A 26,072-nucleotide genomic window follows, 5' to 3' on the forward strand; every position below is an offset into this window, starting at 1 on the left:
TTGGCGAACTCAACGGTCCGCGCGGCGCGCGGGCCCCGGCCCCGTCAGTGGGCGGCGCCGGACTGGGGGCGGGCCCGCCAGATGGTGGTCATGATGGCCGCGCCGATGAGGCTGAAAGGGATGATGCAGCCCGCCCACACCCAGGCGTGGGCCGGCGCGTGGCCCGGCGCGGCGGAGCCGTCCCAGCCCCAGGTGCGCAGCACCCAGCCCAGGCCGAAGCCGGTCAGGCCGGAGCCGATGTACTGGATGCCGTCCAGGGCCCCCGCCACGGTGGCCGCGGCCTTGCGGCCGCCGAAGTCCATGGAGGCGGTGCCGCTGAGCATGCCGTGGACGCCGAAGATGAACATGGCCGCCAGGCCCAGCAGGACGATGGCCCAGATCTGGCCGCCGTGGGTCCCGCGGCCCAGGGCCATCCCGAGCAGGCAGAGCATGACGACCTGCACCAGGTAGAAGATGAACGCGACGGGGGGCCGGCGGCTCTGGAAGAGCTTGTCGCTCATCCAGCCGCAGAGGAGGCCGCCGAAGATGCCGCCCAGCATGAAGGAGACCCCGGTGGCCCCGAAGAGGGTGGCCCGCTTGGAGAGGTGGTACACCTCGTCCAGGTACTCCGTGAAGTAGAGCATCACGCCCTGGCGCACGAAGCCCGTGCAGAACTCGGCGAAGATGAGGGCCACGATGACCGGGTTGCCGATCACCTTGCCCAGCAGCTCCTTCATGGGGAGGGGCTTGTCCTCGGCCAGATGGGCGCCGCTGCCGTCGCCGGTGTCGAAGTCCGGGTGCCCGGCGTGGCTGGGCCGGTTCCGCACCAGCAGGTAGTCCACGAAGGCCATGAGGCCCATGGCGCCCACGGGCACGAACCAGATCACGGTCCAGCTGCTGAACCGCGCCAGGAGCCAGGCTCCCACCGTCGTCGCCAGGAAGTACCCGGAGCTGATCATCACCCCGAAGATGCCGCCGAACACCCCGCGCTCCCGCACGTGGAACCAGGTGCTGTTCACCTTGACCACGGACAGGGCGCCGAAGCTCTGGAAGTACATGTTGAGGCTCCAGAGGAGGCTCATGGATACGAGGAGGCGGGCCGTCCAGCCGTTCAGGAAGAGGAAACCCACCGCCAGGTTGACGAGGGCCGCGCCCACGGCGCCCATGAGGATGGCCTTCCGGCCCCCGATGCGATCGGCCAAGGGCCCGTTGATGGCGACGGCCAGGCCGTACGTCCAGAAGCCGGCGGTGGCGATGATGCCCATCTGGGCCTTGTCGAGGTGGTACCAGGCCCCGATGTCGTTCTTGACGACATTGAAGTTGTACCGGCCCATGTACATGGTTGCGTAGGTCAAGCCAAGGGGGAACCAGTTCAGGAAGCGCCTGAACCGGTACGAGGGGGTGTGTTCCATGCCATGCTCCGACTCCTTAGCTTAGCGAGCGGCTGGAACATTCATGTAAACAATCCCCCGTCCAGAAGGCCCGGCCCCCTCCGCGTTCGCAGCGGATCCACAGCGATTCCAGGTTCCTTTTTTCCAGATGGCCGCGTTGCGCGGGTTGGCTTCGCACCCTCCCCTCACCGGCGGAAGATGAGTCCTTCGGCCTTGCGCAGCTTCCCCTCGAAGCGGAGGAAATCGGCCCAGCCCACCACCTGCACGAAGCCGGTGGCCTCCGGCGGGAAGGGGCAGACCGCCTGCAGGTGGCACTGGAAGGCCCGCCGCCGGCGGCCCAGGGGGTCCAGCCAGGCGCCCCGCATCCGCACCACGAGCAGCAGGACGGGGCGTTCGGTGGCGTAGTACACGGCCTTGCACACCAGGTGGGCCTCGCCGACGCGGGGATCGGCCTGGCACACCCGCAGGATCTCCCGCAACTCCGGCGGCGCGAAGGGATGGGGTTCCAGGGGATCCCCCAGGGAGGCGCCCTCCCGCTCGCGCCGGATGCGCTCCACCAGCAGGGCGGCCCGGAGCCCACGGTCGGCCTCCCGGTCCGCACCGTCCTCGTCGCCCCGCTTCCGGAGCTGGTGGGCCAGCAGTTCGTGGCAGGCCGGCGCGAGGAGGGGGTCCAGGCGGAGCACCTCCTCGGCCTCCACGGCCGCATGGTGATCCCGGCCGCGCTGGAGGGCCCTGCGGGCGGCCAGGAAGGGACCCAGTCCGTCCAGGGGCCGGGAGGCCCGGTACATGCCCAGCAGGTGATCGAATTCGTGCCAGGGCGCATGGTCGAAGGCTTCGCACAGGTACGCGGGCGCATCGGGGTGATCCGGGAAGGTGCCGCGCAGGTGCGCGGTTCGCGCCGCGAAGCGGTCGGCGGCCGCGGCCCGTTCCTGTTCCTGGAGGGCGAGGGCCTCGGCGATGCGCGCCCGCCAAGCCGCCTCCACCTCCTGCGCCAGCGCCGTGCCCGCCAGCAGCTCGAGGAAGGCCGGCGACGCCGGCGGCAGGGGCGCCTGGGGTTCCACCCCCAGGACCTGGAGCCTCAGGCGCAGGAGCGGAGGCGATTCCCGCTGGTACCCGTCCAGGGCCAGCTCGAGGAGACGGCCCGCCCCTTCGGGCAGCCGGCGGAGCCGTTCCAGGGCGTCCAGGTGGAGGTCCTCCGGCAGGCCCTCCCCCGTTTCCAGCCGCAGATCCCACCGGTCGAAGACCCGGCGCTTGACCAGGGGCTGGAGGATGGCGAGCCTGCAAAGGGCCCGGCCCCAGGTGGCGGCGCCGTGCGCATCGGCGACGGTCCGGTCCGCCTGGACGAAGGACTGGGCGAGGAAGGGCTGGAAGGCGAGCAGGGCCCGCCGCGAGAACCAACGGACGACGACGAAGGCCCAGGGCTGCCAGCCCCCGGCCTGGGCCCGGTCCGTCTCCCGGCGCAGCACGCGGTACCAGAACGAGGCCAGGCGCTTGATCTGGAGGTTGAGCCAGCCGTTGAGATCGGACCAGAAGATGGTCTCCCAGGCCACCAGTGCCTGGAATTCCCGCAGGCTGAGGGCCAGCATGGGGAAGACCCCCACGTGCCAGTGGTAGCGGCACCATCCGAAAATGCCGCCGGCGGGCACCCCGGTCAGTTCCGCGGTGTAGGCGTCCGGAGCCAGGAGGACCCGGGGCTGCCGCGGCCCTTGCCAGGCCTGCCGGGCCTGGGCCAGGACGGCGAAGAGGCCGGGGGCCTCCTCCTCCGTGATCCCGCGCCCCGGGGGCCGGCGGAAGGTGGCGACGCAGGCGGCCAGGGCGGTCGACCCAAGGACCAGGAAGCTCACGCCCACAGGCCAAGCGATGAGCCGGAGCCATCCCGGGACCCGAACCAGGAGGGCCGAACCGACACCCAGGAGAAGGGCCATGCCCGCCAGGGGCGCCAGGGCCCCCAGGGTGAACAGGAGGGCGGAACGGAAGCGATCTTCAATCCAGCTCAATTGATTAACCTCTTATATCAGAATGAGCCAGCGTGCTCCCTTCGCAAGCGGAAAGTCCCGAGTTAAACCTTTCAACGATCCACGGGTCCATGAAGGGCAGATTGCATAACGGAGACCTCCTGCCCCGCGCCCACCCCGCCCGTCCCGCACCGACCCCGCCCTGCCCGGCCTCCGCGCCGGGGGTCCGGCCCGTGTTTGGGGATGAACGGTTTAGGGCACGCTTGGACCCCGTGTAACTTCTGTGTTAACTTGATGAAAATTCGAGGTGGGATGATGACTTCCAAGCCCCATGGATCCGGGATGGCCCTAGGCCAGCCGGACGCCAATGTCCGGCCCAGTATCCTGGACAAGTGCACGGCCTTCCGGATTCCGGACGAACTCAAGGCCGGCGGGCTCTACCCCTACCACCGGATCATCGAGACGGGGCAGGACACCGAAGTGCAGGTGAATGGCCGCAAGATGCTGATGCTCGGCTCCAATTCCTACCTGGAGCTCACGACCCACCCCCGCATCAAGGAACGGGCCGCCGAGGCGGTCCGCCAGTACGGCACGGGCTGCGCCGGCAGCCGCTTCCTGAACGGCACCCTGCCCATCCACGTGGAGCTGGAGCGCAAGCTCGCCGACCTCGTGGGCAAGGAGGCCGCCCTCGTCTTCCCCACCGGGTTCCAGACCAACACCGGCGTGATCTCCAGCCTGGTCCACAAGGGCGAGTACATCATCGGGGACAAGTACATCCACGCCTGCATCATGGACGGGTGCCAGCTCAGCCACGGCCAGCTGCTCCGCTACGACCACAACAACATGGCCGACCTGGAGGAGAAGCTCTCCCGCCTCCCCGAGGGCGCCGGCAAGCTCATCGTCACGGACGGCGTCTTCTCGATGGAAGGTGACATCTGCAACCTTCCCGGCATCACGGAGCTCGCGGCCCGCTACGGCGCCCAGGTGATGGTGGACGACGCCCACGGCATCGGCGTCCTCGGCCCCCAGGGCCGCGGGACCGCGGCCCACTTCGGCCTCACGGACGAGGTGGACCTCATCATGGGCACCTTCTCCAAGTCCCTCGCGGCCATCGGCGGCTTCATCGCGGGCACGGAGCGGACCATCAACTACCTGATGCACATGGCCCGCCCCTACATGTTCTCCGCCTCCGCCTCCCCCGCCAGCGTCGCCGCGGTGCTCGCGGCCCTGGAGGTCATGGAGGAGGAGTCCTGGCGCATCGAGCGCCTCTGGGAGAACACCCGCTTCCTCAAGCAGGGCTTCGACGAGCTCGGCTTCGACACGGGCGACAGCGAGACGCCGGTCATCCCCATCCTGGTGGGCGAGTTCGAGACCTGCCTGAAGATGTGGCACTTCCTCCAGGAGGAGGGGATCTTCGTGAACCCCGTCGTGCCTCCCGGCGTGCCTCCCGGTCGCAGCCTCATCCGCATCTCGGTCACCGCCGGCCACACCCGGGAACAGCTCGCCTGGGCCCTGGAGGTCTTCCGGAAGGCCGGGCGCCACTTCGGCCTCATCGAGCTCGGCGCGTGAGTTCGGCCGTCCAGGTCAGGCCCGCCGCGGGCCCGGCGGACATCGATGCCTTCATCCGGTTCCCCTACCGGCTCCACCGGGACCAGCCCCACTGGGTCCCCCCGCTCCTCATGGAGCGCCGGGACTTCATGAACCCGCTCAAGAACCCGCTGTACGAGTACGCCTCCGTCCAGCCCTTCCTCGCCGAGCGGGACGGGCGCGTCGTGGGCACGGTGGCCGCCGTGGCCAACGCGCGGTACGGCCAGTTCCACCCCGACGAGACCCACGTGGGGTTCTTCGGCCTGTTCGAGTGCGAGGACGACCCGGGGACGGCCCAGGCCCTCCTGGACGCGGCCTGCGCCTGGCTCGGGGAGCGCGGGTTCACCGTGGCCCGGGGTCCCGTGAATCTCACCACCAACGACATCCTGGGCGTCCTCATCGACGGGTTCGGCGAGGACAACGCCATCATGATGCCCTACAACCCCGCCTACTACGGCCCGCTCCTCGAGAACGCCGGCTGCGCGAAGGCCAAGGACGTCTACGCCTACTACCTGGCCCGCAAGGACGCGGGGCCCCGCCTGGGGCGCATCGCCGCCAGGCTGGAGCGGGAGGGCGCCCTCCGGATCCGTCCCATCGACATGAAGCGCTGGCGGCAGGAGCTCGACTTCGTGCGGGACACCTACAACAAGGCCTGGTCGCGCAACTGGGGCTTCGTGCCCTGGACGGACCGGGAACTGGCCTTCATCGCCACCGAGCTCAAGCCCCTCGTCGATCCCCGCTTCGCCTTCGTCGGCGAAGTCGCGGGCGAGCCTGCCGGGTTCATCGTCAGCGTGCCCGACGCCAACGAGGCCCTGAAGCTCGCCAAGGGCCGCCTCCTGCCGACGGGTCTCCTGAAGATCCTGTGGAAGCTCAAGGTCCAGGGCTGCCGGAACCTCCGGACCATGATCATGGGCGTCCTGCCCGAGCACCGGAACCGGGGGCTGGACCTCCTGCTGATCCACCACACGGTCCAGAACGCCATGCCGACCCAGTACCAGGGCTCCGAGCTGGGCTGGATCCTGGAGGACAACCACGCCCTCATCAGCCCCCTCGAGCAGCTGAAGGCGAAGCGGACCAAGACCTACCGGGTCTACGACAGGCCCTGCCGGAGCTAGGCATGGAGATCCTGGTCACCGGCGGCCACGGCTTCATCGGCTCCCACCTGTGCGAGCGGCTCGCCGCCCAGGGCCACACCGTGCGCCTCCTGGCGCGGCCCGGCGCCGACCTGGGCCGGGTCGCCCGCCTCGGCCTGCGGGTGGTCCCCGGCGACCTCGCCGACGGCACCGGCCTCCGGGAGGCCGCCGCCGGCGTCCAGCAGGTCTTCCACCTGGCGGGCGCCCTCAAGGGCTTCGGCCCCGCCGACCTGCTCCGGGTCAACCGGGACGGGACCCGCCGGCTCCTGGACGCCTGCCCCCCGGACCTGGGGCGGTTTGTGCTGGTCTCCTCCCTGGCCGCCGCGGGCCCCAGCCCCGGCGGCCCCAGCCCCCGGCCCGGGGAGGCGCCCGAGGCGCCCCTCACCTGGTACGGCGCCAGCAAGCTCGAAGGCGAAAGGGCCGTCCTGGCCTCGGGCCTGCCCAGCGTCATCGTGCGCCCCCCCGTGGTCTTCGGCCCGGGCGACCGGGACGTGTTCACCTACTTCCGCATCGCCCAGCGCGGCCTGCTGCCGGTGCCCGGCGACCGGGAGCGCCATTATTCGATCATCTATGCGCCGGACCTGGCCGAAGGCATCCTGGCCGCCGCCGGGGCCCCCCTGCCGTCGGGCACGGTGCTGCCCCTCGTCAATCCCCGGCCCGTCACCTGGACGGACCTGGGCCGCCACATCGCCGCCGCCCTCGGGCGGAAGGGCCGCGTCCTGCCCCTCCCCCCGGCCCTCCTCTGGCTGGCGGGACAAGCCGCCTTCCTGGTGGACCGGATCCGCGGCGAGGCGGGGATCTTCAGCCCCCAGAAGGTCGTGGAAATGCTCGCCCCCGGCTGGGTCGCCAGCGGAGAGCCGGCCCGGACCCTCCTGGGCTGGGTCCCGCCCACCCCCCTGGACACCGCCCTGGCCCACACCGTCCGGTGGTACCGTGACCACGGCTGGCTCTGAGCGCCCCTTCGGCCTGGACGGGCCCCTCGGCGTCTGGCGCCCCATGGAGCGCTGGATCGTGGGCTACGCCCTGGTCACCCTGCCCTTCCTCGCCTGGGGCGCCCTGCGGGGAAACCCCGCCTGCCTGCGCGAACTGGGGGTGAGCGCCGCCGCCGCCGGCGGCTGCCTGCTCCTGGCCTGGCTCACCCGGACCACGCGGCGCGCCCTCCCCCTCGTGCTCCGCCTCTTCTCGGCGCCCATCGCCTACTGGTTCTTCTACCACCAGATCGAGACGATCTGGCCCCTGCTGTGGCACGCCCCCCTGGACGACCTGCTGGTCCGCGCCGACCAGGCCCTGTTCGGGTGCCAGCCCTCGTACGCCTTCCGGGCGGCCGTCCCCAGCCGGGCCCTTTCCGAACTGCTGTGCTTCGCCTACCTGGCCTACTACTTCTTCAGCCCCATCGTGGGTTTCGGCGCCCTCCTGACCCGCGGCTACCGCACCGCGGAGCGGATCCTGGCCTCGGCCACGGGCACCTTCCTCCTCTGCTACGCCTTCTTCTGGCTCGTGCCGACGGTGGGCCCCCACTTCTGGTTCCCGCCCCACCTGGGCCCGCGCCTCTACGACGGCTGGATCTCCAACCACGCCCTCTTCTTCTTCACCGGCGGCGGCGAGATCCGGGGCGGCGCCTTCCCCAGCAGCCACATCGCCGTGGCCACCCTCTTCACCCTCTGGGCGCGGCGGGAGGTGCCCTTCCTCTTCCCCTTCCTGGCCACGGTGACGGCCCTGATGCTGCCCGCCGTCATCTACCTCCACGCCCATTACGTCCTGGACGTGCCCTTCGGCCTCGCGGCCGGCGTCCTGGCCTACCTCCTCAGCCGCCGCTGGCTGCGCGCCTGAACCCTTCGCCGGCGGCCTCCCCTCCCTGGGGCCTTCCATGAAACGCGTCCTGACGTTCGCCCTGATCACCCTCCTGGTCCTCGTCGCCCTGGTCGTCGGGGGGGCCTGGCTGGCCCGCAAAGGGATGTCCCCCCTCGTGGACGGCCAGACCCTCGCCGGCGGGCGGGTCCTCGTCGCCGTGGACCCCACGAGCCCCATGCCCGTGGCCGCCTACCTGCTGCGCCTGGACGACGGGAAGGTCGCCCTGGTGGACGCGGGCATGGACCCCCAGGCCCGGGCCGTCCGCGGGGCCCTCGCGCGCCTCGGGGCCTCCGAGGCCGACGTGGTGGCCGTCTTCCTGACCCACGTCCACGGGGACCACGCCGGGGGCCTCCCCGCCTTTCCCCGCGCGGTCCGCTACCGCATGGACGTCCCCGGGGCCCCGGCGCCGGCGGGTTCCACCGCCCGCCGCCTGGGCGATGGCGAGACCGTCACCCTGGGCGGGAACCCCGTCCAGGCCTTCGCCGTCCCCGGCCACACCCCGGAGAGCGGCGCCTTCCTCGCCTTCGGGGTGCTCTTCCTGGGCGACGCCGCGGCGGGCCAGTACAACGGCCGGATCGGCGGCCCGCCTCCCTTCGTCTCGACGGACCGCAAGCGGGGCCAGGCCTCCCTCAGGGCCCTGGCCGCCCGGCTCAAGGCCGCGGGCGCGCAGGTGGACGCCCTCGCCTTCGGCCACCAGGGCCCCCTGAAGGGCCTGGACCCCCTGCTGGCCTGGGCGCACATCTCCTGAACCCGGATCCAGGAGTCGAGGACCTGAAAGGGAAGTTGCACCGTTCGTAAGATCCGATTTTCCTAGTGTTGTCGAGACAGATCTGTCCTCCGCCTGTCCCCATCTCCCCCCTGGTGGGAGCCCTTCAGCCGAGTCCTGGCTTTCGAATGAAGCAGCCTGCTGAAGCCAAATCCCCGTTCATCCTGCCCATCTGCGTTCATCCCCGTTTCCGCAGGGCCAGGAAAGGCGTGGGTCGGCGCGTGCAGGTCAGGCGTGCACCTGCCCGACCCATGGCTGGCCCTGCGGAAACGGGGATGAACGCAGATGGGCAGGATGAACGGGGATGGCCCTGATCCAACCTTCACCCTGGCCTCAGCCGGGATGCCTGTTCGAGTCGAGCCCTATACATTGCAGCATCCAGGATCAGGGCCATCCGCGTTCATCGCGCCCCGGCTCAGTCCCGCCCGACCGACATCACCCGGGCGAAGGCGTCCACGATCTTCGGGTCGAACTGTTTCCCTGACATGCGCCGGAGCTCGGCCAGGGCCTCCTCGTGGGTCTTCGCCTTGCGGTAGGGCCGGGTGGAGGTCATGGCGTCGTAGGCGTCGGCCACGGTGATGATGCGGCTGTAGTAGGGGATCTCCTCCCCCTTGAGGCCCTTCGGATAGCCGGTGCCGTCCCAGCTCTCGTGGTGGTACTTCACGTACTCAGCCACCTGGCCCAGGAACTTCAGGGGCCCCAGGATCGTGTTGCTGTAGGTCGGGTGCTTGCGGATGATCTCCATCTCCGCGGGGGTGAGCGGGTTCTCGCTCAGCAGCACCGCGTCGCGCACGCCGATCTTCCCGATGTCGTGGAGGAGGGCGGAATTGAAGATGACGCTGCACTCGGCGTCGGGCAGGCCCAGCCCCCGGGCCGTGGCCAGGCTGAGTTCCGCCACCCGCTCGGAATGGCCGCGGGTGTAGTCGTCCCGCGCCTCGATGGCCTTCGCCAGGCTGCGCAAGGTCTCGTAGTACGTCCGCTGCGTGTCCTCGAAGAGGCGGGCGTTCTCGATGGCGATGCTGGCCTGGCTCGCCAGGGTCTCCAGCATCTTGCGCTCGGTCTCGTCCATCTCGTCCCCGGCGGACCGGAAGAGCTCGAAGACGCCGATGGTCTTGTCGCCGATCCGGAGGGGCAGGTCCAGCTTCTGGAAGGGCGCGCCGGGGTCCACCACCTTGCCCGAAGCGGCCTTCACCTTGAATTCCTTGGTCTCCTCGTCGATGAGCTTGATGGCCCCCGCCGAGGCGTTGACGATGCCGCCGGTGGTCCGGAGGATGACCTCCAGGGTGCGGTTCAGGTCCAGGCTCGACGTGATGGCCTGGCCCGCCTCGTGGATGGCCGTGAGCTGCCGCACCTGGATGCCCAGGTGATGGTTCGCCTCCTGGATGGCCTTGGCGTAGCTCTCCAGCTCCCAGTTCAGGCGGCCCATCTCCTCCATGTTCTCGACCATCCGCGCGTTGGCGTCCTCCAGGCCCTGGATGAGCCGCGCGTTGTGGAGGGCCACGGCCACCTGGTCCCCGAAGGCGCCCAGGAGCTCCAGGTCCTCCGGCCCGAAGGCGTAGGGATCCGGGCTTTCCGTGTCCAGCACGCCGATGAGCTCCCCGAAGACCCGCAGGGGCACCGCCATCTCGGTGCGGCCGCCGGTGACCCCTTCCAGGTAGCCCGGGTGCTCCCGGACGTCCTCGACCCAGGCGGGCACGCCCGTCTCCGCGACCTTGCCCGTGACGCCCTCCCCGACCGGGATCCGCTTGCCGATGATGTCGCCGTAGCCGACCGCGGAATGGACCACGAGGTCGCGGGTGATGGTGTCAACCATCAGGAGCGCCACCCGCTCCAGGCCCAGGGCCTCCACGGCGGCGCTGAGGATCTCGTCCAGGCGGTCCTCCAGGTCCCGCCGCGCGTTGAGGGCGTGGCCGGCCCGCTGGATCTCCCGGAGCCTGCGGGCCTGGGCGCGGATCCGGTCCACGTGCCGGGCCTGCCGGAGCGCGCTGGCCACCTGGGCCGCGAAGGCGGTGAAGATCTCCAGATCGAGGTCCCCGAAGGCGCCCGGCGTCGCGCTCACCGCGTCCAGGACGCCGATGACGGCCCCGTCCAGGAGCATGGGCACGGCCATCTCGCAGCGCTCTCCGGCGCCGCCCGCGTCGATGTGGCGGGGATCGGCGTCCACGTCGGCCACGATCTCGCCCCGGCCCGCCATGAAGACCGCGCCCGCGATGCCCTGCCCCGGCGCCAGCCGCAGGCCCTCCGCGTCCTCGCGGCCGCGGGCCCGCCGGACCACGAGGGTGCGGCGCTCCTCGAGGAGGATGGCGACGCTGTCGAAGCCCAGCGCGTCCTTGGCCAGGTCCAGGATCCGGTCCAGCAGCCCGTCGCCGCCCTCGGATTCGTTGAGGGCGAGGCGGGCCCGGTGCAGGAGTTCCATCCGCCGGGCGCGCTCCTGGCTCCGGAGCGTCGCGTCCAGGTGGCGCAGGGCCCAGGCGGCGTGCTCCGCGAAGGCCGTGAAGAGCGCCATGTCGCCCGCGTCGAAGGCCTCGAACCGGCTCTCGATGTCCAGCACGCCCGTCACCCGGCCCTCCACCACCAGGGGAACGGCCATCTCCGACACGGCCCCGGCCACCGCCGGGATGTACCCGGCCTCCCGGCGCACATCCTCCACCAGCCGGGGCTCCCCGAGGGCGGCCATGCCGGCGATCCCCTCGCCCACCCGGCCCTGGTAGGCGGCCACCGCCGCCGGGTCGTAGCCGCGGGAGGCGGTGATGCGGAGGGTCCGGCCCCCGGGCGCCACCTCCAGGAGGGCGGCCGTGTCCCGGCCGAAGACCTCCTCCACCACGTCGAGGATGCGCTCTTCCAGCTCCGGCAGGGTCCCCGCGCCGATGAGGCGGCGCAGGGCGCGGTTCAGGATCGCGAGTTTCTCTGCCAATTGGGGCATGCATTCACCGGGGAGGACGTCTTTGTATTTCTGCATAGGGACCTTCAAGAAATCCTATCGGTCCTGCGATTCGGGGTCCTTGTCCCGGTACCATGGTCCCAGGAGGTTGGGGTGTCGATCCAGGTGGTGGAGTTCTTTGCCGGGGTGGGCGGCTGGAGAGCCGCCCTGGGCGAAGGTGTAACCATCCGGATGGCTTATGATATCAGTCCCCACGCCCTGGACACCTATGCTGTGAATCACGGGCACCGCCCCCGGGCGCGGGAATTGGCCTCCCTGCCCCGGGCGGAGCTGGCGGCCCTGGGCGCGGACACCTGGGTCATGAGCCCGCCCTGCCAACCCTTCTGCCGCATGGGCCACCACCGGGACCTGGCGGACCCCCGGTCCCGGGCCTTCCTCCACCTCGTGGACCTGCTGCGGGAGGCGCCGCCCCGCCGGCTCCTCCTCGAATCCGTGGAGGGGTTCTGGGGCTCGGAGGCCCACGCCCTCCTGACGGCCCGGCTCGAGGGGGCCGGCCTCCACCACCGGGCCTACACCCTGTGCCCCACCCGCTTCGGCATCCCCAACCAGCGGCCCCGGGCCTTCCTGGCCGCCTCCCTGGATCCCCTCCCCGACGCCCTCCCCCCGGCCATCCCCCCGGGTCCCCTGGCGCCCTACCTGGACGCGGAGGAGGATCCGTCCCTGTACCTGCCGGCCGAGGTCCTGGACCGGCATGGCCCCGGCCTGGACCTCGTGCGGCCCTGGGACACCCGCTCGGCCTGTTTCATCGGCGGCTATTACCGGCGCTTCGTGGGCGGCGGCTCGTACCTGGTGACCCCCCGGGGGGTCCGGCGCTTCTCGGTGCCGGAAGTCGCCCGTCTCCTGGGCTGGACCTCCCCGCTCCGCTTCCCCGCCTCCGTCCCTTTGGAGGCCCGCTACAAGCTCCTGGGCAACGGCCTCAGCCTCACCGTCGCCCGTTGGGTCGCACAGCAGGTCCTGCCCGCGGCGGGCGGCTAGGCTGTGTTCGGAATCTATAGATTAGGTAAATAGTTAACTTGTACTCATACGTAAAGGCTCGTACACCACGAATTTTCCTGGGGTAACGATGCCGAGACGTTTCCTGACCGATGCCATGTGGGCAAAGCTTGAACCGCTCCTTCCGCCAGAGCGTGGAGGGATGGGGCGATCCCGTCACCCCAACCGTCCCATGGTGGAGGCGATCCTGTGGAGGCACAGGACTGGGGCGCCGTGGAGGGACCTGCCGGAGGAATTTGGACCTTGGACAAGCGTGTACACGCGATTTGAGGCCTGGACCAAGCGCGGCGTGTGGCAAAGGATCCTGGAGTTCCTGCGCAAGGAAGCCGACCTGGAGTGGGTCATGCCGGATGGCACCATCATTCGCGCTCATCAACCTTCAGCAGGCAAAAGGGGGGGCTCTGGAACCAGGCGCTCGGACGATCTCGGGGTGGATGCTCGACCAAGATCCATTTGATCTGCGATGCCCACGGTAATCCTTTGGATTTCCTGGTCACTCCGGGGCAAGCCCATGAAAGCCGGTCTGCTGAAGGATTGCTGTGCGGTTGGCAGGCAGAGTACGTGTTCGGAGATCGGGCCTACGATGGGAACCCGGTAAGGAAGGCGATCGAGGCCATGGGTGCGACAGCCGTCATCCCACCTCATCCCCGGCGCAAGAATCCGGCGGCCTGGGTCTCACACCTATACAAGGCCCGCCATGCCATCGAGCATGGGTTCGCCAAGCTCAAACAGTTCAGGGCGCTGGCCACCAGGTTCGACAAAACGGCGCGAAGTTTCTCAGCCCAGGTGGCTTTGGCCTGCATCGTGATCTGGCTGAGGCTATGAGCGGAGGGTGACAAGCGTTCCGGATCCTCATTGATCCTATGAAACGCGGAGGCGCGGAGGATCTCGCAGAGGGTCGCGGAGGAAAGCGCTCCTGGAACCTGCCACCTCCCAATGACACGTCCCAACGGGAGGCGTGATGGGAAGGCATTGGGGAGAGGTCGACGGGGAGGATCATCCGCACAAGGAGATCACCCAGGCCATCATCGGGGAGGCCATCGAGATCCAGAAGGCTCTGGGGCACGGACTCCTGGAAGATCCCTACAAGGTCTGTCTGGCGCACTCCCTGAGACTGGCCGGCCATAAGGTGAAGCGGGAGGTTTTCCTGGATATCGAGTGGAGGGGGCTTGATCCTTTCTCCGCGAGCCTCAGCGAGATCCTCCGCGCCTCCGCGTTCCAATAGGATGCTGCGAATGCGCGGCGCCATCAGGCACTGCAGCACAGACTCACTATTCCAGCTCCTCCATGCTCCGGCACGGATGGGCATTAGCCATTACTATCCTAGATTACGAACACACCCTAGGCTTGAAGTCTCCAGGTACCTGATTTCCCAACTTTTGAACCCATGAACCCCTCGTAAATCCCCGGGGCGGGGCTATACTGGGGAATGCGCCCGCTCACGACCCTGCTCTTCTGCTCCACCCTCGCCCTCTCCGCGGAGGGCCCCGTCGTCGTCCTGAGCTTCGATGGCCTGGGGGCCCTGCAGTTCACGGCCCACACGATGCCCCGCTTCCACAAGCTGGCGAAGACCGGCCAGCGGGGCGAAGGCATTCCGCCGGCCCCGGCCACCACGTTCAACGGCCACGCCACCCTGGCCACCGGCTGCTACCCGGAACACCACGGCATCGTCGGCAACCACTTTGTCGACCCCCAGAAGGGGCTGGTCACCCATTCGGCCAAGGCCGAGTGGCTCCAGCGTGAACCCCTGTGGGTGGCGGCCACCCGAAGCGGCGTGCGCACTGCGGTCTACCATTGGCCCTGCGCCGACGGCCCCTGGAACGGCGTCGCCCCGTGGCGGTTCGAGACCTTCAAGGAAGGCGTTCCGGATAAGGCCGCCCTGGCCTTCGCCGACCAGGCCCTCGCGGAGGGCGCCCGCCTGGTGATGGCCTACCTGTCCGGCACGGACACGGAAGGCCACGAGACCGGCCCCCAGAGCACCCGCACCGCCCGCAAGCTGGCCAAGCTGGACCGGGAGGTGGCCCCCTGGGTCGCCAAGCTCTCCCGCCGCTACCCGGGCATCCGCGTGCTGCTCCTGGCCGACCACGGCATGGTGCCCATGGGCCAGCGCATCGACATCCGGCCCCTCCTGGGCGGCCCCGCCCAGGTGGCCGCCCACGGCGGCGGCGCCTACGTCTATCCCGAGGGCGCCCTGGATCCCGGCGCGGTGGAGCGCCTGGGGGCCGCGGGCCTCAAGACCTGGACCCACGCCGAGATCCCGGCCGCCTTCCACCTGGCCGCCAACCCCCGCGTCGGCGCCCTGCTGGTGGAAGCCCCTCTGGGCGCCTGGATCGCCGGCGAGACCGAGCCCAGGCGGGTGGCCAGCGAGATCCACGGCCGGCACGGCGCCCACGGCTACTTCACCCCCAACCCGCCCATGAACACCTGGCTGGTGGCCCTGGGCACCGGCCGGACCACCCCCCTGCCGCCGACGCCCCTGTGGAACATCGCCCCCACCGTGGCCACCTGGCTCAACATCCGGTGGGCCGAGACCCCGGACGGCGCGCCGGTGAAGGAACTCCTGCCCTAATCGGGGAGCTGGTCCACGGTCCGGAGCTGGCGCTGGAAACCTTCGATGGTGAGGGGCTTGAGGCTCAGCAGCAGGCGCGGGTCGGCGGCCATGGCCGCGGTGACGTCCTCGTCGGTGTAGCCGGTGGTGAGGATCACCGGCAGCCGGCGGTCCAGTTCGCGGATGCCCTGGAGGACTTCCAGGCCGCCCATGCCCGGCATGTTCATGTCCAGCAGGACCACCGCAGGCCGCCAGCCTTCCCGTAGCATGGCCAGGGCCTCCGGACCGCCCCCCGCGCACCGGACCCGGTGGCCGAGCAGTTCCAGCATGAGGGGCAGCGCCGACCGCACCAGCTCGTCATCGTCCACCAGCAGGATCTCGCGCCCCGCGCCCGTCTCCGCCTGGGCCGTCTCCGGCGCCGGCAGGGCCCCGCTCGTGGTGGACGGCAGCACGAGGGTCACGCAGGTGCCCCGGCCCACCTCGCTGCGCAGGGAGACCTGGCCGCCGTGGGCGCGCACCGCCGTGAACACCTGGGCCAGCCCCAGGCCGGTCCCCTTGCCCTGGGGCTTGGTCGTGAAGAAGGGCTCCATGGCCTTCTCCAGCACCTCCGGCGGCATGCCTTCGCCCGTGTCCTCCACGTCCAACTGGACGAAGCCGCCCGGCAGCACCCGGGTGCGGATCCGCAGGGTGCCGCCGGCGGGCATGGCGTCCACCGCATTGACGCACAGGTTCATGAGGGCGCTGCCCAGGGTGCCGGCATCGCCCTGGACCAGGGGAAGATTCGGCTGCAGGTCCGTCTCCACCTGGTGCTTCTGGAGGAGGGTGTGGTCCAGGATGTCCCGCTCCATGGCCACCATGTCGTTGAGGTCGAGGGGGAGGAAGGCGCCGGTGCCCTTCCGGCTGAACCCGACGAGGCCTTTCACCAGGTCCCGGCCCCGCCCCGCGGCCCGCTCCAGGGTCACCAGGGCGGCGTCGAGGGTGGGGTCCCCGCCGTAGCGGGCCCGCAGGGTCTGGCTCACCGCGAAGATGGCGCCCAGGACGTTGTTCATGTCGTGGGCGACTCCGCCGGCCAGGCGTCCCAGGCTCTCCAGTTTCTGGATCTGGGCCACCTCGGCCTCCAGGGTGCGCCGGGCCTCCTGGTCCGCCTTGACCTGGGTCAGGTCGCGGATGAGGGTGAGGATGAACGACCCCTCGTCCATCTGGAACGGCCGGGAGGAGATCTCCGCCACGAGGATCTGCCCGTCCGCCTTCCGGAAGCGGGACTCCAGGCTGCGGACCTGCCCCTCCCGCTGGAGGGTGGCGATCCAGCGGCTCCGGTCCTCCAGGTCCAGCCACACGTGCAGATCCTTGGCGGAGCGGCCGATGACCTGGTCCGGGGTGTAGCCCAGCATCCTGGAAAAACTTTCGTTGACCAGTTGGTACACCTCCGTCTCCGCGTGGGTGATGGCGATGGCGTCGGGGCTGCCGTGGAAGGCGGCCGCGAACTGCCGCTCGGACTTGAGCCGCGCCTCCTCGGCCTCCTTGCGGTCCGAGATGTCCTGGATGACCCCCGCCATGCGCGCCACGGCGCCGCCCTCCCCGGGGTCTGGCCCGCCCGCCACGCGGATCCAGCGCGGGAACCCATCCCGGCGGCGGATCCGGCATTCCAGGTCCCAGTCCCGGCCCGCCGCCATGGCAGCCTGGATGGCTTCCCGGACCCGAACCCGGTCGTCGGGATGGATGTGGTCCAGGAAGATCGCGAAGGTCCAGGGGTCCTCCAGCCCCTCGTACCCGAAGATCCGGGCGTGTTCGGGACTCCGGTAGGCTTCGCCCGTCGTGGGGTCGAAGGCCCAGGCGCCGGTGTGGCTCCGGTGCAGGGCCGAGTTGAGGCGCGCCTCGCTCACGGCCAGCCGGACTTCGGCATCCTTGCGGGCCGTGATGTCCAGGGACAGACCGGCCATCCGTCCCGGGCCGGGACCCGGCTGGACGGCACCCCGGGACAGGACCCACCGGCAGCGCCCGTCCGGCAGCAGGACACGGTATTCGTTCTCGTAGACCCGGTCGCTGACCTGGAGGTCCCCCAGGGTCGAAAGCACCCGGGCCACGTCCTCGGGATGGACCGCCGTCCGCCACGTGTCCAGGGAGGGCTCCAGGGCGGGATCCAGGCCGAGCAGCCGGTAGAACTCGGGCGACCAGTAGAGTCGGCCCGTCCCCAGGTCCATCTCCCAGGTGCAGGCCTGGGCCCCCGCCTGGACCCGCGTCAGGCGCTCCTCCCGGTCCGCCAGGGCCGCCTGGAACCGGTGGATTTCCGTGTAATCCACGAAGGTGGCCACCACCCCCTCCACCTGCTGCAGGAGGTTGCGGTAGGGCAGGAGGCGGGCGAGGTAGTGGCGGTCCCCATCCAGGCTGCGCACCTGGCGGTTCCGGGGCGCGGTGTCGGCCAGGACCTGCCGGGCCTCGGCGGGCAGGTCCAGGCCCGTGAAGCGCGGGGCCAGATCCTGGATGGGCCGCCCCGCGTCGGTCGGCTGGAGCCCGAAAAGGGCTGTGGCCGCGGGGGTGAAGCGGGCCAGGCGCAGCTCCCCGTCCAGGAAGAGCGTCGCGATGTCCGTGGCCGCGAAGAGGTTTTGGAGGTCCGCATTGGCCTCCTGCAGTTCCTGGACCTTCGTCTGGAGCTCCCGGTTGATGACGACCAGCTCCTCGTTGACGGACTGGAGCTCCTCCTGGGAGGTCTGGAGCTCCTCGTTGGAGCTGCGCAGCTCCTCGTTGGCCGATTCCAGGTCCTCCACCGTCATCTGGAGCTCCGCCCGGGTGGCCCGGAGCTCGGAATCCAGCTGCTCCAGCAGGGGCGCGTCCAGCTGGCCCGTGTCGCCGGAAGGAACCGGATCCTGGGCGGGGCCCTCCGGGCGAAGGATCACCGCGAAGGTGCCGGAAGCCCGGCCCATGCCCGGAAGGGCCCGCACGAGCACCCGGATGAGGCCGGGGGCGGTCCCCGCCTCGTCCCGGACGACGGCCTGGGCCGTGCCCCCCGGTTCGGCGGCGGCCCGGACCAGCAGGGCCTTCAGGGTCGTCCCCAGCGCACCGCCCGCGCCGCGCACCAGGTTCCCCGTGGGCGTCCCCAGGGCCGGCGCCAGGTGGCGACCGATGCCGCCGGCCCCGTAGAGCACGTCCCCCGCCGCGTTGACGATGGCGCTCGGCGGCACGAACTCCTCCAGCAGCAACCGTTCGAAGAGTCCCACGGATCCCACGGGCATCGCGGGGGCGGGGGAACGCACATAGGCCCCGCTTCCCGGCTCCCCCAGCGACCGCTGCAGGCCCACCAGGGCCGGCCGCCGCACCGCGTCCCGCCGCCGGAAGATGCGATGGGAGCCGTCCAGGGGCTCGAAGAGCTCCCCCAGGGCGCCGGTGCCGTCCGATGGCCCCAGGAACAGGAGGCCTCCCGGACGGAGGGCGAAGTGGAGGAAGGGCACGAGGCGCTCCTGCACCTCCGGCCGGAGGTAGATGAACAGGTTCCGGCAGCTGATCAGGTCCAGGTCCGAAAAGGGCGGGTCCTGCAGGAGGTTGTGGAAGGAGAACAGACAGCAGGCCCGCAGCTCCTTCCGGATGCGCAGGCCGTCCAGCTCCGCCTCGAAGAACCGGGTCAGGCGCCCGGCCGAAACGCCCCGCAGGTCCTCGGCCCGGTACTGCCCCTGCTTGGCCCGCATGAGCGCCTGGACATCGATATCGGTGGCGAAGACCTTCAGGGGCCGCAGGTCGCCCAGGGTCTCGGAGAGGACCATGGCGATGGAATAGGCCTCCTCCCCGGTCGCGCACCCGGGCACCCAGGCTCGGATGTCCCGGGGCTGCGGACCGCCGGCCGCCTGGGCCGCCCCCAGGGCCCGGCCCAGGGCCTCGAAGGCCAGGGGATCCCGGAAGAACTCCGTGACGCCAATGAGCAGGTCAGCCAGAAGGGCGGCCCCCTCCTGGGCGTTCCCCTCCAGGGCCAGGGCGTACTCCCCCAGGGAGCGGCACTGGCAGGCGCGCATGCGGCGCTGGATCCGACGGAGGAGGGTCCCCTGCTTGTAGCCATGGAAGTCGTGCCCCGTGAGGCGCGTCAGGGTGTCGCAAATCTCCGGGAGGCCTCCGGAACGGCCAGGGGCCCCCGGCCGCGCGCCCTGACAGAACTCCTGGATGGCGACCGCCAGTTCCTCCGGCGGCAGCACCCGGCCCGCCACCCCCGCCTCCATGGCGCTCCGCGCCATGCCGTCATAGGCGGCGCTGGCGGGGGCCTGGACGAGGGTCATGCCCCCCGCGTCCCGGATGGCCCGGAGGCCCTCCGTGCCGTCCCGCCCCGTGCCCGAAAGCAGGATGCCCGCGGCGCGGCGGCCCACGGCGGCGGCGGCGGAGCGGAGCAGATGGTCCCCCGGCAGGTCCTGGGTGGGGATGGCCTGGTCGCGCCGGAGGCAGAGCCCGCCCGGAACCGCCTCCACTTCCATGCCCCCGCCCAGCACATACAGGGTGCCCGCCGCCAGGACCGTGCCCGGCAATCCCACCCGAACGGGCAGCGCGCAGGAGGCGGTGAGGAGATCCGGCAAGTGGCTCGCCTGGTCCTCGGGGAAGTGCTGGAGGATCAGCACCACCCCCGCCAACCCCGGCCCCAGGCAGGCGGTGATCAGCTTCAGGGGATCCAGGCCGCCCGCGGACGCCACGAGGCAGACCAGCCGGAGCGGATCCTCGGCCGGGCCGGCAGGGCTGGATGGAGCCTGTGCATCGGTCATGGGGCGCCCCGTCGGGTTCCGTTCAAGGGAAAAAGGTGCGCCTATGATGCTTAACTTCTCAGGCCATTTCCACTTGTTTTTGCGTTTCCCCTTCCGGAGCCACAGCGAGCAGGCGCGCGATGGCCTCCTGGGCCACCCGCAGCCCGAAGGCCGCCGGCATGTAGGACACCGTGCCGATGGGGGTCCGCACCCGGCCGGTGCCGAAGTGCTCGCCCCGGTCCTGGGCCTGGTAGGGCGTGGTGTTGCGCGCCGGTTCCACCGAATAGACGCAGGGGATGCCGCCGGTCACCCCCCGCCGGCGCAGGCGCAGGCGCACCATCCGGGCCAGGGGACAGATGGTGGTCTCGGCCAGGTCCCCCACCCGCAGGGCCCCCATGTCCAGGCGGCCCCCCGCCCCCATGCTGCTGACCAGGGGCAGGCCCCGGCGCCAGACGGTCTCCAGCAGGGTCACCTTGGAGTTGAGGCTGTCGATGGCGTCGATGACCAGGTCCGGCGCCGGATCCAGGAACCCCTCGACGGTCTCCGCGTTCACGAAGCCCGGCCGCACATCCACCCTGCATTCCGGCTGGATGTCCCGCACCCGGGCGGCCGCCAGGTCCACCTTCCGCTGCCCCACCGTGCTGTGGAGGGCGAAGAGCTGGCGGTTGATGTTGCTCTCGTCCACCACGCCGTAGTCCACCAGGCGCAGCTCCCCCACGCCGGCCCGGGCCAGGGCCTCCACCGCGTACGAGCCCACGCCGCCCAGGCCGAAGACCGCGACCCGGCTGGAGGCCAATCGGGCATACGCCGCCTCCCCCAGCAGTTGTTCCGTGCGGGCGAACCATCTCATGCCAACCACCTTCCCAGAAGCGTGCGTGCGTTGTCTGCTGCCCGGGCCCCCGCGTCCTCGCCCCGGATCCGCCCGGCGGCGGCGGCGATCAGCGCCAGGTGGGCCGGTTCGTTGGGCCCGGTCACCCCCGCGGGGGCCAGGTCCGGCGCGTCCGTTTCCAGCAGGTAGCGGTCCCGCGGAACGAAGGCCAGGGCGGCCTGGGCCCGGGTCGCGCCGGGGCGGGTGATCGCCCCCCCGAAGGACAGGTGGAGGCCCAGGTCCAGGTAGGTCCGCGCCACCTCCGGCGCCCCCGAGAAGGCGTGCACGTAGCCCCCGGCCCGGCCCAGGCCCACCCGCCGGAGCACGGCGGCGAGCCGGTCGGCGGCCTTTACGGCGTGGAGGGCGAGGGGCAGGCCATGGGCCGCCGCCAGCCGCACCTGGGCGGCCAGCACGGCCTCCTGCAGGTCCCGGTCCGGCCGGCCCTCCGAGAAATCCAGGCCCGCCTCCCCTGCCCCGGCGCCCGCATGGAAGGCCGCCACGAGGGCCGGTTCCCAGCCGGGCGAGGCCTCCGCCACATGCCAGGGGTGCAGCCCCGCGAAGGGAATGACCCCGGCCCGGGTCCGGGCGAGGTCCAGCACGGCCCCCCAGTCGGCCTCCCGCGTCCCGCAGACCACGAAGGCGCCCACCCCCGCGGCCCGGGCCCGGGCCAGCACCCCCTCCAGGTCCGCGGCCAGCCGCGGATCCTGGAGGTGGCAGTGGGCGTCGACCAGCACCCGGTCCTAGTACCGGTAGTGGTCGGGCTTGAAGGGCCCTTCCACGGGGACGCTGATGTACTTCGCCTGGGCCTCGGTGAGCTCCGTGAGCTGGGCGTTGAGCTTCCTGAGCTGGAGCCGGGCCACGTGCTCGTCGAGCTTCTTGGGCAGGGTGTAGACGCCGATGGGGTACTCGCCCTGCTTCGTCCACAGCTCGATCTGCGCCAGGGTCTGGTTGGCGAAGCTGGAGCTCATCACGTACGAGGGGTGGCCCGTGCCGCAGCCCAGGTTCACCAGGCGGCCCTTGGCCAGCAGGATGATGCGCTTGCCGTCGGGGAAGACGATGTGGTCCACCTGGGGCTTGATCTCCTCCCACCGGTAGCCCTCGAGGCTCGCCACGTCGATCTCGCTGTCGAAGTGGCCGATGTTGCAGACGATGGCCTGGTCCTTCATGGCCGCCATGTGGTCGTGGCCGATCACGTGGTAGTTGCCCGTGGCGGTGACGAAGATGTCGGCCTTGTCCGCCGCCCACTCCATGGTCACGACCCGGTAGCCCTCCATCGCGGCCTGCAGCGCGCAGATGGGATCGATCTCGGTCACCCACACCTGCGCGGAGAGGGCGCGCATGGCCTGGGCGCAGCCTTTGCCCACGTCCCCGTAGCCGCAGATCACGGCGACCTTGCCGGCGATCATCACGTCCGTGGCGCGCTTGATGCCGTCCACCAGGGACTCGCGGCAGCCGTAGAGGTTGTCGAACTTGCTCTTGGTGACGGAGTCGTTGACGTTGATGGCCGGGAACTTGAGCTCGCCGCGCTCCGCCATCTGGTAGAGGCGGTGCACGCCCGTCGTGGTCTCCTCCGTCACGCCCTTCACCGCGGCCAGCTGCCGCGCGTACCAGCCGTGGTCCTGGGCCAGGCGGCGGCGGATGGCCCCGAAGAGCGCCGTCTCCTCCTCGTTGGAGGGGTTGTCCAGGATCGAGGGGTCCTGCTCGGCGCGGGCGCCCAGGTGGAGCAGGAGGGTGGCGTCCCCGCCGTCGTCCAGGATCATGTTGGCCGACCCCTGGGGGAAGTCGAAGATCCGGTGGGTGAAGGCCCAGTAGTCGTCCAGGCTCTCGCCCTTGTACGCGAACACCGGCGTCCCGCCGTCGGCGATGGCCGCGGCCGCGTGGTCCTGGGTGCTGAAGATGTTGCACGAGGCCCAGCGGACCTCGGCCCCGAGGGCCTTGAGGGTCTCGATGAGCACCGCGGTCTGGATGGTCATGTGGAGGGACCCGGCGATGCGGGCGCCCGCGAGGGGCCTGGCGCCGGCGTACTCCTCCCGGATGGCCATGAGGCCGGGCATCTCCGTCTCGGCGATGGCGATCTCCCGGCGTCCCCAGGCGGCGAGGGACAGGTCGGCGACCTGGAAGTCGGTGGCGACGGTGGTCATGGTGGGCTCCTTGGACGACGGCCGGGAACCTGGCGGGGAGCACCACGGCGCCTTACCCGCAAAACCCGGCAGAGGTTGTGAGGTAAGCGCCGTTGGTGGTGACCGGACGAGCCGGCTTCCGAGCCTGGGACATGGGGATGCCTTGCAGCGCCTCTCGGAAGAACTCAATGATACGCTGTCTCATCGGCATGCACCAGTTATCCTTGAGGGGTGATGCTGGAGTCCGCCCCCGCCTTCCAAACCCTGATCCGGAACGCCCGGATCCTGGACGGAACCGGCGCCCCCGCCTGGACCGGGGACGTGGGGATCCGGGACGGGCGCATCGCCGCCCTGGGGGACCTCGCCGGGGCCGGGGCCGGCACCGTCGTCGAGGCCCGGGGCCTCGCCGCGGCGCCCGGCTTCATCGACGTCCACACCCACGACGACCGGGCCGTGTTCCAGGAGGCCGATATCCGGCCCAAGCTGGCCCAGGGCGTCACCACCGTCGTCACCGGCAACTGCGGCATCAGCCTGGCCCCCCTCCTGCCCCGGGAGGACCCGCCCGCGCCCCTGGACCTCCTGGGCGGGGCCGGCGACTACCGCTTCGGCACCTTCGCGGCCTTCCTCGACGCCCTCCGGGCGGCCCCGCTCCCCGTGAACGTCGTGCCCCTGGTGGGCCACGGCACCCTGCGGGTGGGGGCCGTCGCCGCCATCGGCGGGCCCGCGGCCCCCGGCGAGCTCCGGACCATGGTCCGCCGCGTCGAGGAGGCCATGGACGCCGGCGCCCGGGGCTTCAGCACCGGGCTCGCCTACCCCCCCAACCTGGGGGCCACCGCCGCCGAGACCGCGGCCCTGGCCCGGGCCTCCGCCGCCCGGGGCGGGCGCCTCTGCGTCCACGTGCGGGACGAGTTCGACGGCGTCGCCGAGGCCACCCGGGAGGCCTTCGCCATCGCCCGCGCCGCGGAAGCCCCCCTCGTCCTCAGCCATCAGAAGGCCGCGGGCCGGGCCAACGGCGGCCGCAGCCGGGAGCTGCTGGACCTCTACGCCGAGGAGGGCGCGGACGTGCCCTTCGCCCTGGACGCCTACCCCTACGAGGCCGGCTCCACCGTCCTGGACCCGGCCTTCGCCGCCCAGAGCCGGGAGGTCCTCGTGGCCTGGTCCCGCCCCCACCCCGAGGCCGCGGGCCGCACCCTGGCGGCGGTGGCCGCGGACTGGGGCGTCGGGCCCCTCGAGGCCCTGGACCGGCTCCAGCCCGGCGGCGGCGTCTACTTCCACATGCTGGCCGAGGACGTGGACCGCATCCTCCTCCACCCCCGCTGCATGGTGGGCTCCGACGGCCTGCCCCACGACACCCATCCCCACCCCCGCCTCTGGGGGACCTTCCCCCGCTACCTGCGGCGCATGGCCCTGGACCGCCCCCGCCTGACCCTGGAGGAGGCCGTCCGGCGCATCACCGCCCTCCCCGCCGAGGTCTTCGGCCTGCGGGACCGCGGGCGCCTGGCGCCCGGCTTCGCCGCGGACCTCGTCCTCTTCGATCCGGACGCCCTGCGCGACAACGCCACCTACGCCGACCCCCGCACCCCCCCCGCGGGCATCGCCGCCGTCTACGTGAACGGCCGCGAAACCGGCCAGGGCGCGGCCGGCGCGCTCCTCTGAGTCAGCGCCGGAAGACCCACCGGTCCCCGTCGGAGGCCCGGGGTTCGAAGCGGTAGCCGTCCTCCCCGAAGGCCTGGAGATCCTCGGCCCGTTCGATCCGCCCCCGGATGGCGAAGCGGACCATGCGGCCCCGGGCCCGCTTCGCGTGGAAGCTCACCACCCGGTACGTCCCACGCTGCAGGTCCTCGAAGACCGGCGTCACCACCCGGCCCAGCCCCGAGGCGTCGACGGCCGCGAAGGCCTCCCCCGAGGCCAGGTTCACCAGGGGGCCGCCGGCGGCCCGCAGGTCCCGGGCCAGGTCCCGCGTCACCCGGGGCCGCCAGGCCGCGACCAGGTCCGCCCCGTCCGGGTTCGCCAGGCGCGTCCCCATCTCCAGGCGGTAGGGGCGGATGAGGTCCAGGGGCCGCAGGAGGCCGTAGAGGCCCGAGACGATGCGGAGCCGGTCCTGGGCCCAGGCCAGGTCCGCCGGCGCCAGGCTCCAGGCGTCGAGGCCCTGGTAGGCGTCCCCGCTGTAGGCCAGGACCGCGGGCCGCGCCTCCGGCGCCGCGTGGGCCGGCTTCCAGGCCGCGAACCGCCCCGCCGTGAGGGCCGCGAGCTCCCCGCTCATGCCCATGAGGTCCGCCAGGGCCGCCATATCCAGGCCCTTCAGGATCCGCGCCAGCCCCGCGGCCTCCTTGAGCCGCGCCGGCGCCGTGCCCTCCACGGCGGGGAGCTGCCGCGCGAAATCGAGTTTCTTGGCCGAGGCGATCACGAAGATCACGGCACCTCCGGAGGACAGGGGGGATGCGGGGCATCCTCCCCCATTCTCCGTCATGGCGGGCGGATCGGGGAGCCTACGGGAGCCGCGGTTCCAGGAAGCCGGCCAGGTCCCCGCCCCGGTGGAGGGCCGCCACCAGGGCGGAGCCGACGACGGGGGTGGCCCCCAGGGCGCGCACGGCCTCCAGGCTCCCGGGGTCGTCCAGGCCGAAGCCCACCGCCAGGGGGCGGTCCGTGAGGGCCCGGAGCTCGCGCAGGCGCGCCGCCACGGGGGCCAGGTCCACGGCGCCCCCCGCCCCGGTCACGCCCAGGCGGGCCACGACGTAGGCGAAGCGCTGGGCGAAGGGACCCGCGCCGGGATCGGGCCGGGCCTCCAGGAGCCGCCGGGCCCGGTCCGGGCCGGTGGTGGGGGCCAGGAGGGGCACGAGGGGGTAGCCCGCGCGGCGCAGGACGGCCTCCCACGCCGGCTCCTCCCCGGGGGGCAGGTCCACCACGAGCAGGCTCTTCACCGGGGTGGGGGCCAGGAGGGGGATCAGGTCCGCCCCCAGCTGCAGCAGGGGATTGAAGTACGTGAAGAGCACCACGTCGGGCCCGGGGACCCCGGCGAGGGCCTCCAGCACGCGCCGCGGCGTTGCGCCCGCGGCCAGGGCGCGGCCCGCCGCGGCCTGGAGCACGGGACCGTCGGCCACGGGATCGGAGTGGGGCAGGCCCACCTCCACGGTGCCCACGCCCAGGGCCCGCAGCCCGGCCAGGTGGGTCCCCAGGCGGTCCAGGTCCGGGTCCCCGGCGGTGAGGAAGGGCAGGATCGGTTCCATG

18 protein-coding genes, 1 pseudogene and 1 riboswitch are annotated in these 26,072 nt (G+C 71.5%); of the genes and pseudogenes, 10 read left to right on the plus strand and 9 right to left on the minus strand.

From position 1 onward, the window contains the following. Positions 1–44 precede the first annotated feature (44 nt). Both R2J75_RS10875 and R2J75_RS10880 read right to left on the minus strand, forming a co-directional pair. The gene (locus R2J75_RS10875) at positions 45–1,391 is read right to left on the minus strand and encodes an MFS transporter (RefSeq protein ID WP_243330614.1); all 1,347 of its coding nucleotides are present in this window, start codon (positions 1,389–1,391) and stop codon (positions 45–47) included. 164 nt (positions 1,392–1,555) lie between these two features. Further along, a complete protein-coding gene (locus R2J75_RS10880) occupies positions 1,556–3,367 on the minus strand; it encodes a hypothetical protein (RefSeq protein ID WP_316410126.1) in 1,812 nt (603 codons plus the stop codon). A 300-nt stretch (positions 3,368–3,667) separates the two neighbouring features. Between R2J75_RS10880 and R2J75_RS10885 the strand changes: the two genes are divergently transcribed. The 5 genes from R2J75_RS10885 to R2J75_RS10905 are packed head-to-tail and all read left to right on the plus strand — an operon-like array spanning position 3,668 to position 8,644. Then, positions 3,668–4,894: an aminotransferase class I/II-fold pyridoxal phosphate-dependent enzyme gene (locus R2J75_RS10885; protein WP_243330619.1), complete on the plus strand. Its 1,227-nt coding sequence runs from the start codon at positions 3,668–3,670 to the stop codon at positions 4,892–4,894. Further along, on the plus strand, positions 4,891–6,027 hold the full coding sequence (locus R2J75_RS10890; protein ID WP_243330621.1) for a GNAT family N-acetyltransferase: 1,137 nt from the start codon (positions 4,891–4,893) through the stop codon (positions 6,025–6,027). Before R2J75_RS10885 ends, R2J75_RS10890 begins: the two co-directional genes overlap by 4 nt. A gap of 2 nt (positions 6,028–6,029) precedes the next feature. Further along, positions 6,030–6,998, plus strand: a complete 969-nt coding sequence (locus tag R2J75_RS10895; RefSeq protein WP_316410127.1) for an NAD-dependent epimerase/dehydratase family protein — start codon at positions 6,030–6,032, stop codon at positions 6,996–6,998. After that, positions 6,979–7,875, plus strand: a complete 897-nt coding sequence (locus R2J75_RS10900; protein ID WP_243330625.1) for a phosphatase PAP2 family protein — start codon at positions 6,979–6,981, stop codon at positions 7,873–7,875. The genes R2J75_RS10895 and R2J75_RS10900 overlap by 20 nt, the downstream gene beginning before the upstream one ends. A gap of 37 nt (positions 7,876–7,912) precedes the next feature. After that, a complete protein-coding gene (locus R2J75_RS10905; protein ID WP_316410128.1) occupies positions 7,913–8,644 on the plus strand; it encodes an MBL fold metallo-hydrolase in 732 nt (243 codons plus the stop codon). A 433-nt stretch (positions 8,645–9,077) separates the two neighbouring features. Here the strand turns inward: R2J75_RS10905 and R2J75_RS10910 are convergent, their stop codons facing one another. Continuing rightward, positions 9,078–11,585, minus strand: a complete 2,508-nt coding sequence (locus R2J75_RS10910) for a GAF domain-containing protein (protein ID WP_243330630.1) — start codon at positions 11,583–11,585, stop codon at positions 9,078–9,080. Positions 11,586–11,696: 111 nt separating this feature from the next. On the opposite strand from R2J75_RS10910, the gene R2J75_RS10915 reads away from it, so the two are divergent. From R2J75_RS10915 to R2J75_RS10930, 4 genes and pseudogenes are all read left to right on the plus strand, one after another. After that, positions 11,697–12,578, plus strand: coding sequence for a DNA cytosine methyltransferase (locus tag R2J75_RS10915; RefSeq protein WP_243345965.1), 882 nt, complete (start codon positions 11,697–11,699; stop codon positions 12,576–12,578). Positions 12,579–12,693: 115 nt separating this feature from the next. Further along, a pseudogene (locus R2J75_RS10920) lies at positions 12,694–13,421 on the plus strand (IS5 family transposase). A 136-nt stretch (positions 13,422–13,557) separates the two neighbouring features. After that, complete coding sequence (locus R2J75_RS10925) at positions 13,558–13,821, plus strand: GxxExxY protein (RefSeq protein ID WP_316410129.1); 264 nt, start codon at positions 13,558–13,560, stop codon at positions 13,819–13,821. A gap of 204 nt (positions 13,822–14,025) precedes the next feature. Continuing rightward, the gene (locus R2J75_RS10930) at positions 14,026–15,165 is read left to right on the plus strand and encodes an alkaline phosphatase family protein (RefSeq protein WP_243335154.1); all 1,140 of its coding nucleotides are present in this window, start codon (positions 14,026–14,028) and stop codon (positions 15,163–15,165) included. On the opposite strand, the gene R2J75_RS10935 is transcribed toward R2J75_RS10930, so the two are convergent. Genes R2J75_RS10935 through ahcY form a run of 4 tightly spaced genes read right to left on the minus strand, consistent with a single transcriptional unit; the run spans position 15,162 to position 22,865 of the window. Further along, positions 15,162–19,877 carry a CheR family methyltransferase gene (locus R2J75_RS10935; protein ID WP_316410130.1) on the minus strand — a complete coding sequence of 1,572 codons (4,716 nt, stop codon included), beginning with the start codon at positions 19,875–19,877 and terminating at the stop codon, positions 15,162–15,164. The genes R2J75_RS10930 and R2J75_RS10935 overlap by 4 nt on opposite strands. A gap of 58 nt (positions 19,878–19,935) precedes the next feature. After that, a complete protein-coding gene (locus R2J75_RS10940) occupies positions 19,936–20,706 on the minus strand; it encodes a tRNA threonylcarbamoyladenosine dehydratase (RefSeq protein WP_243335155.1) in 771 nt (256 codons plus the stop codon). After that, positions 20,703–21,458, minus strand: coding sequence for a TatD family hydrolase (locus tag R2J75_RS10945; protein ID WP_243335156.1), 756 nt, complete (start codon positions 21,456–21,458; stop codon positions 20,703–20,705). The genes R2J75_RS10940 and R2J75_RS10945 overlap by 4 nt, the downstream gene beginning before the upstream one ends. Positions 21,459–21,464: 6 nt before the next feature. Next, complete coding sequence (ahcY, locus tag R2J75_RS10950) at positions 21,465–22,865, minus strand: adenosylhomocysteinase (RefSeq protein WP_243335157.1); 1,401 nt, start codon at positions 22,863–22,865, stop codon at positions 21,465–21,467. 77 nt (positions 22,866–22,942) lie between these two features. Next, a riboswitch (S-adenosyl-L-homocysteine riboswitch) is annotated at positions 22,943–23,027 on the minus strand. Positions 23,028–23,078: 51 nt separating this feature from the next. Here ahcY and R2J75_RS10955 point away from each other — a divergent pair. Continuing rightward, entirely contained in the window at positions 23,079–24,500 is a 1,422-nt protein-coding gene (locus tag R2J75_RS10955; protein WP_279342221.1) for an N-acyl-D-amino-acid deacylase family protein, read from the plus strand. A gap of 1 nt (position 24,501) precedes the next feature. Here the strand turns inward: R2J75_RS10955 and yaaA are convergent, their stop codons facing one another. Continuing rightward, positions 24,502–25,260 carry a peroxide stress protein YaaA gene (gene yaaA, locus R2J75_RS10960; RefSeq protein WP_316410131.1) on the minus strand — a complete coding sequence of 253 codons (759 nt, stop codon included), beginning with the start codon at positions 25,258–25,260 and terminating at the stop codon, positions 24,502–24,504. 73 nt (positions 25,261–25,333) lie between these two features. Continuing rightward, positions 25,334–26,071: a tryptophan synthase subunit alpha gene (trpA, locus tag R2J75_RS10965; RefSeq protein WP_316410132.1), complete on the minus strand. Its 738-nt coding sequence runs from the start codon at positions 26,069–26,071 to the stop codon at positions 25,334–25,336. Position 26,072: the final 1 nt, after the last annotated feature.

Origin of the sequence: Mesoterricola sediminis (assembly GCF_030295425.1) — a bacterium.
Lineage (GTDB): Bacteria > Acidobacteriota > Holophagae > Holophagales > Holophagaceae > Mesoterricola > Mesoterricola sediminis.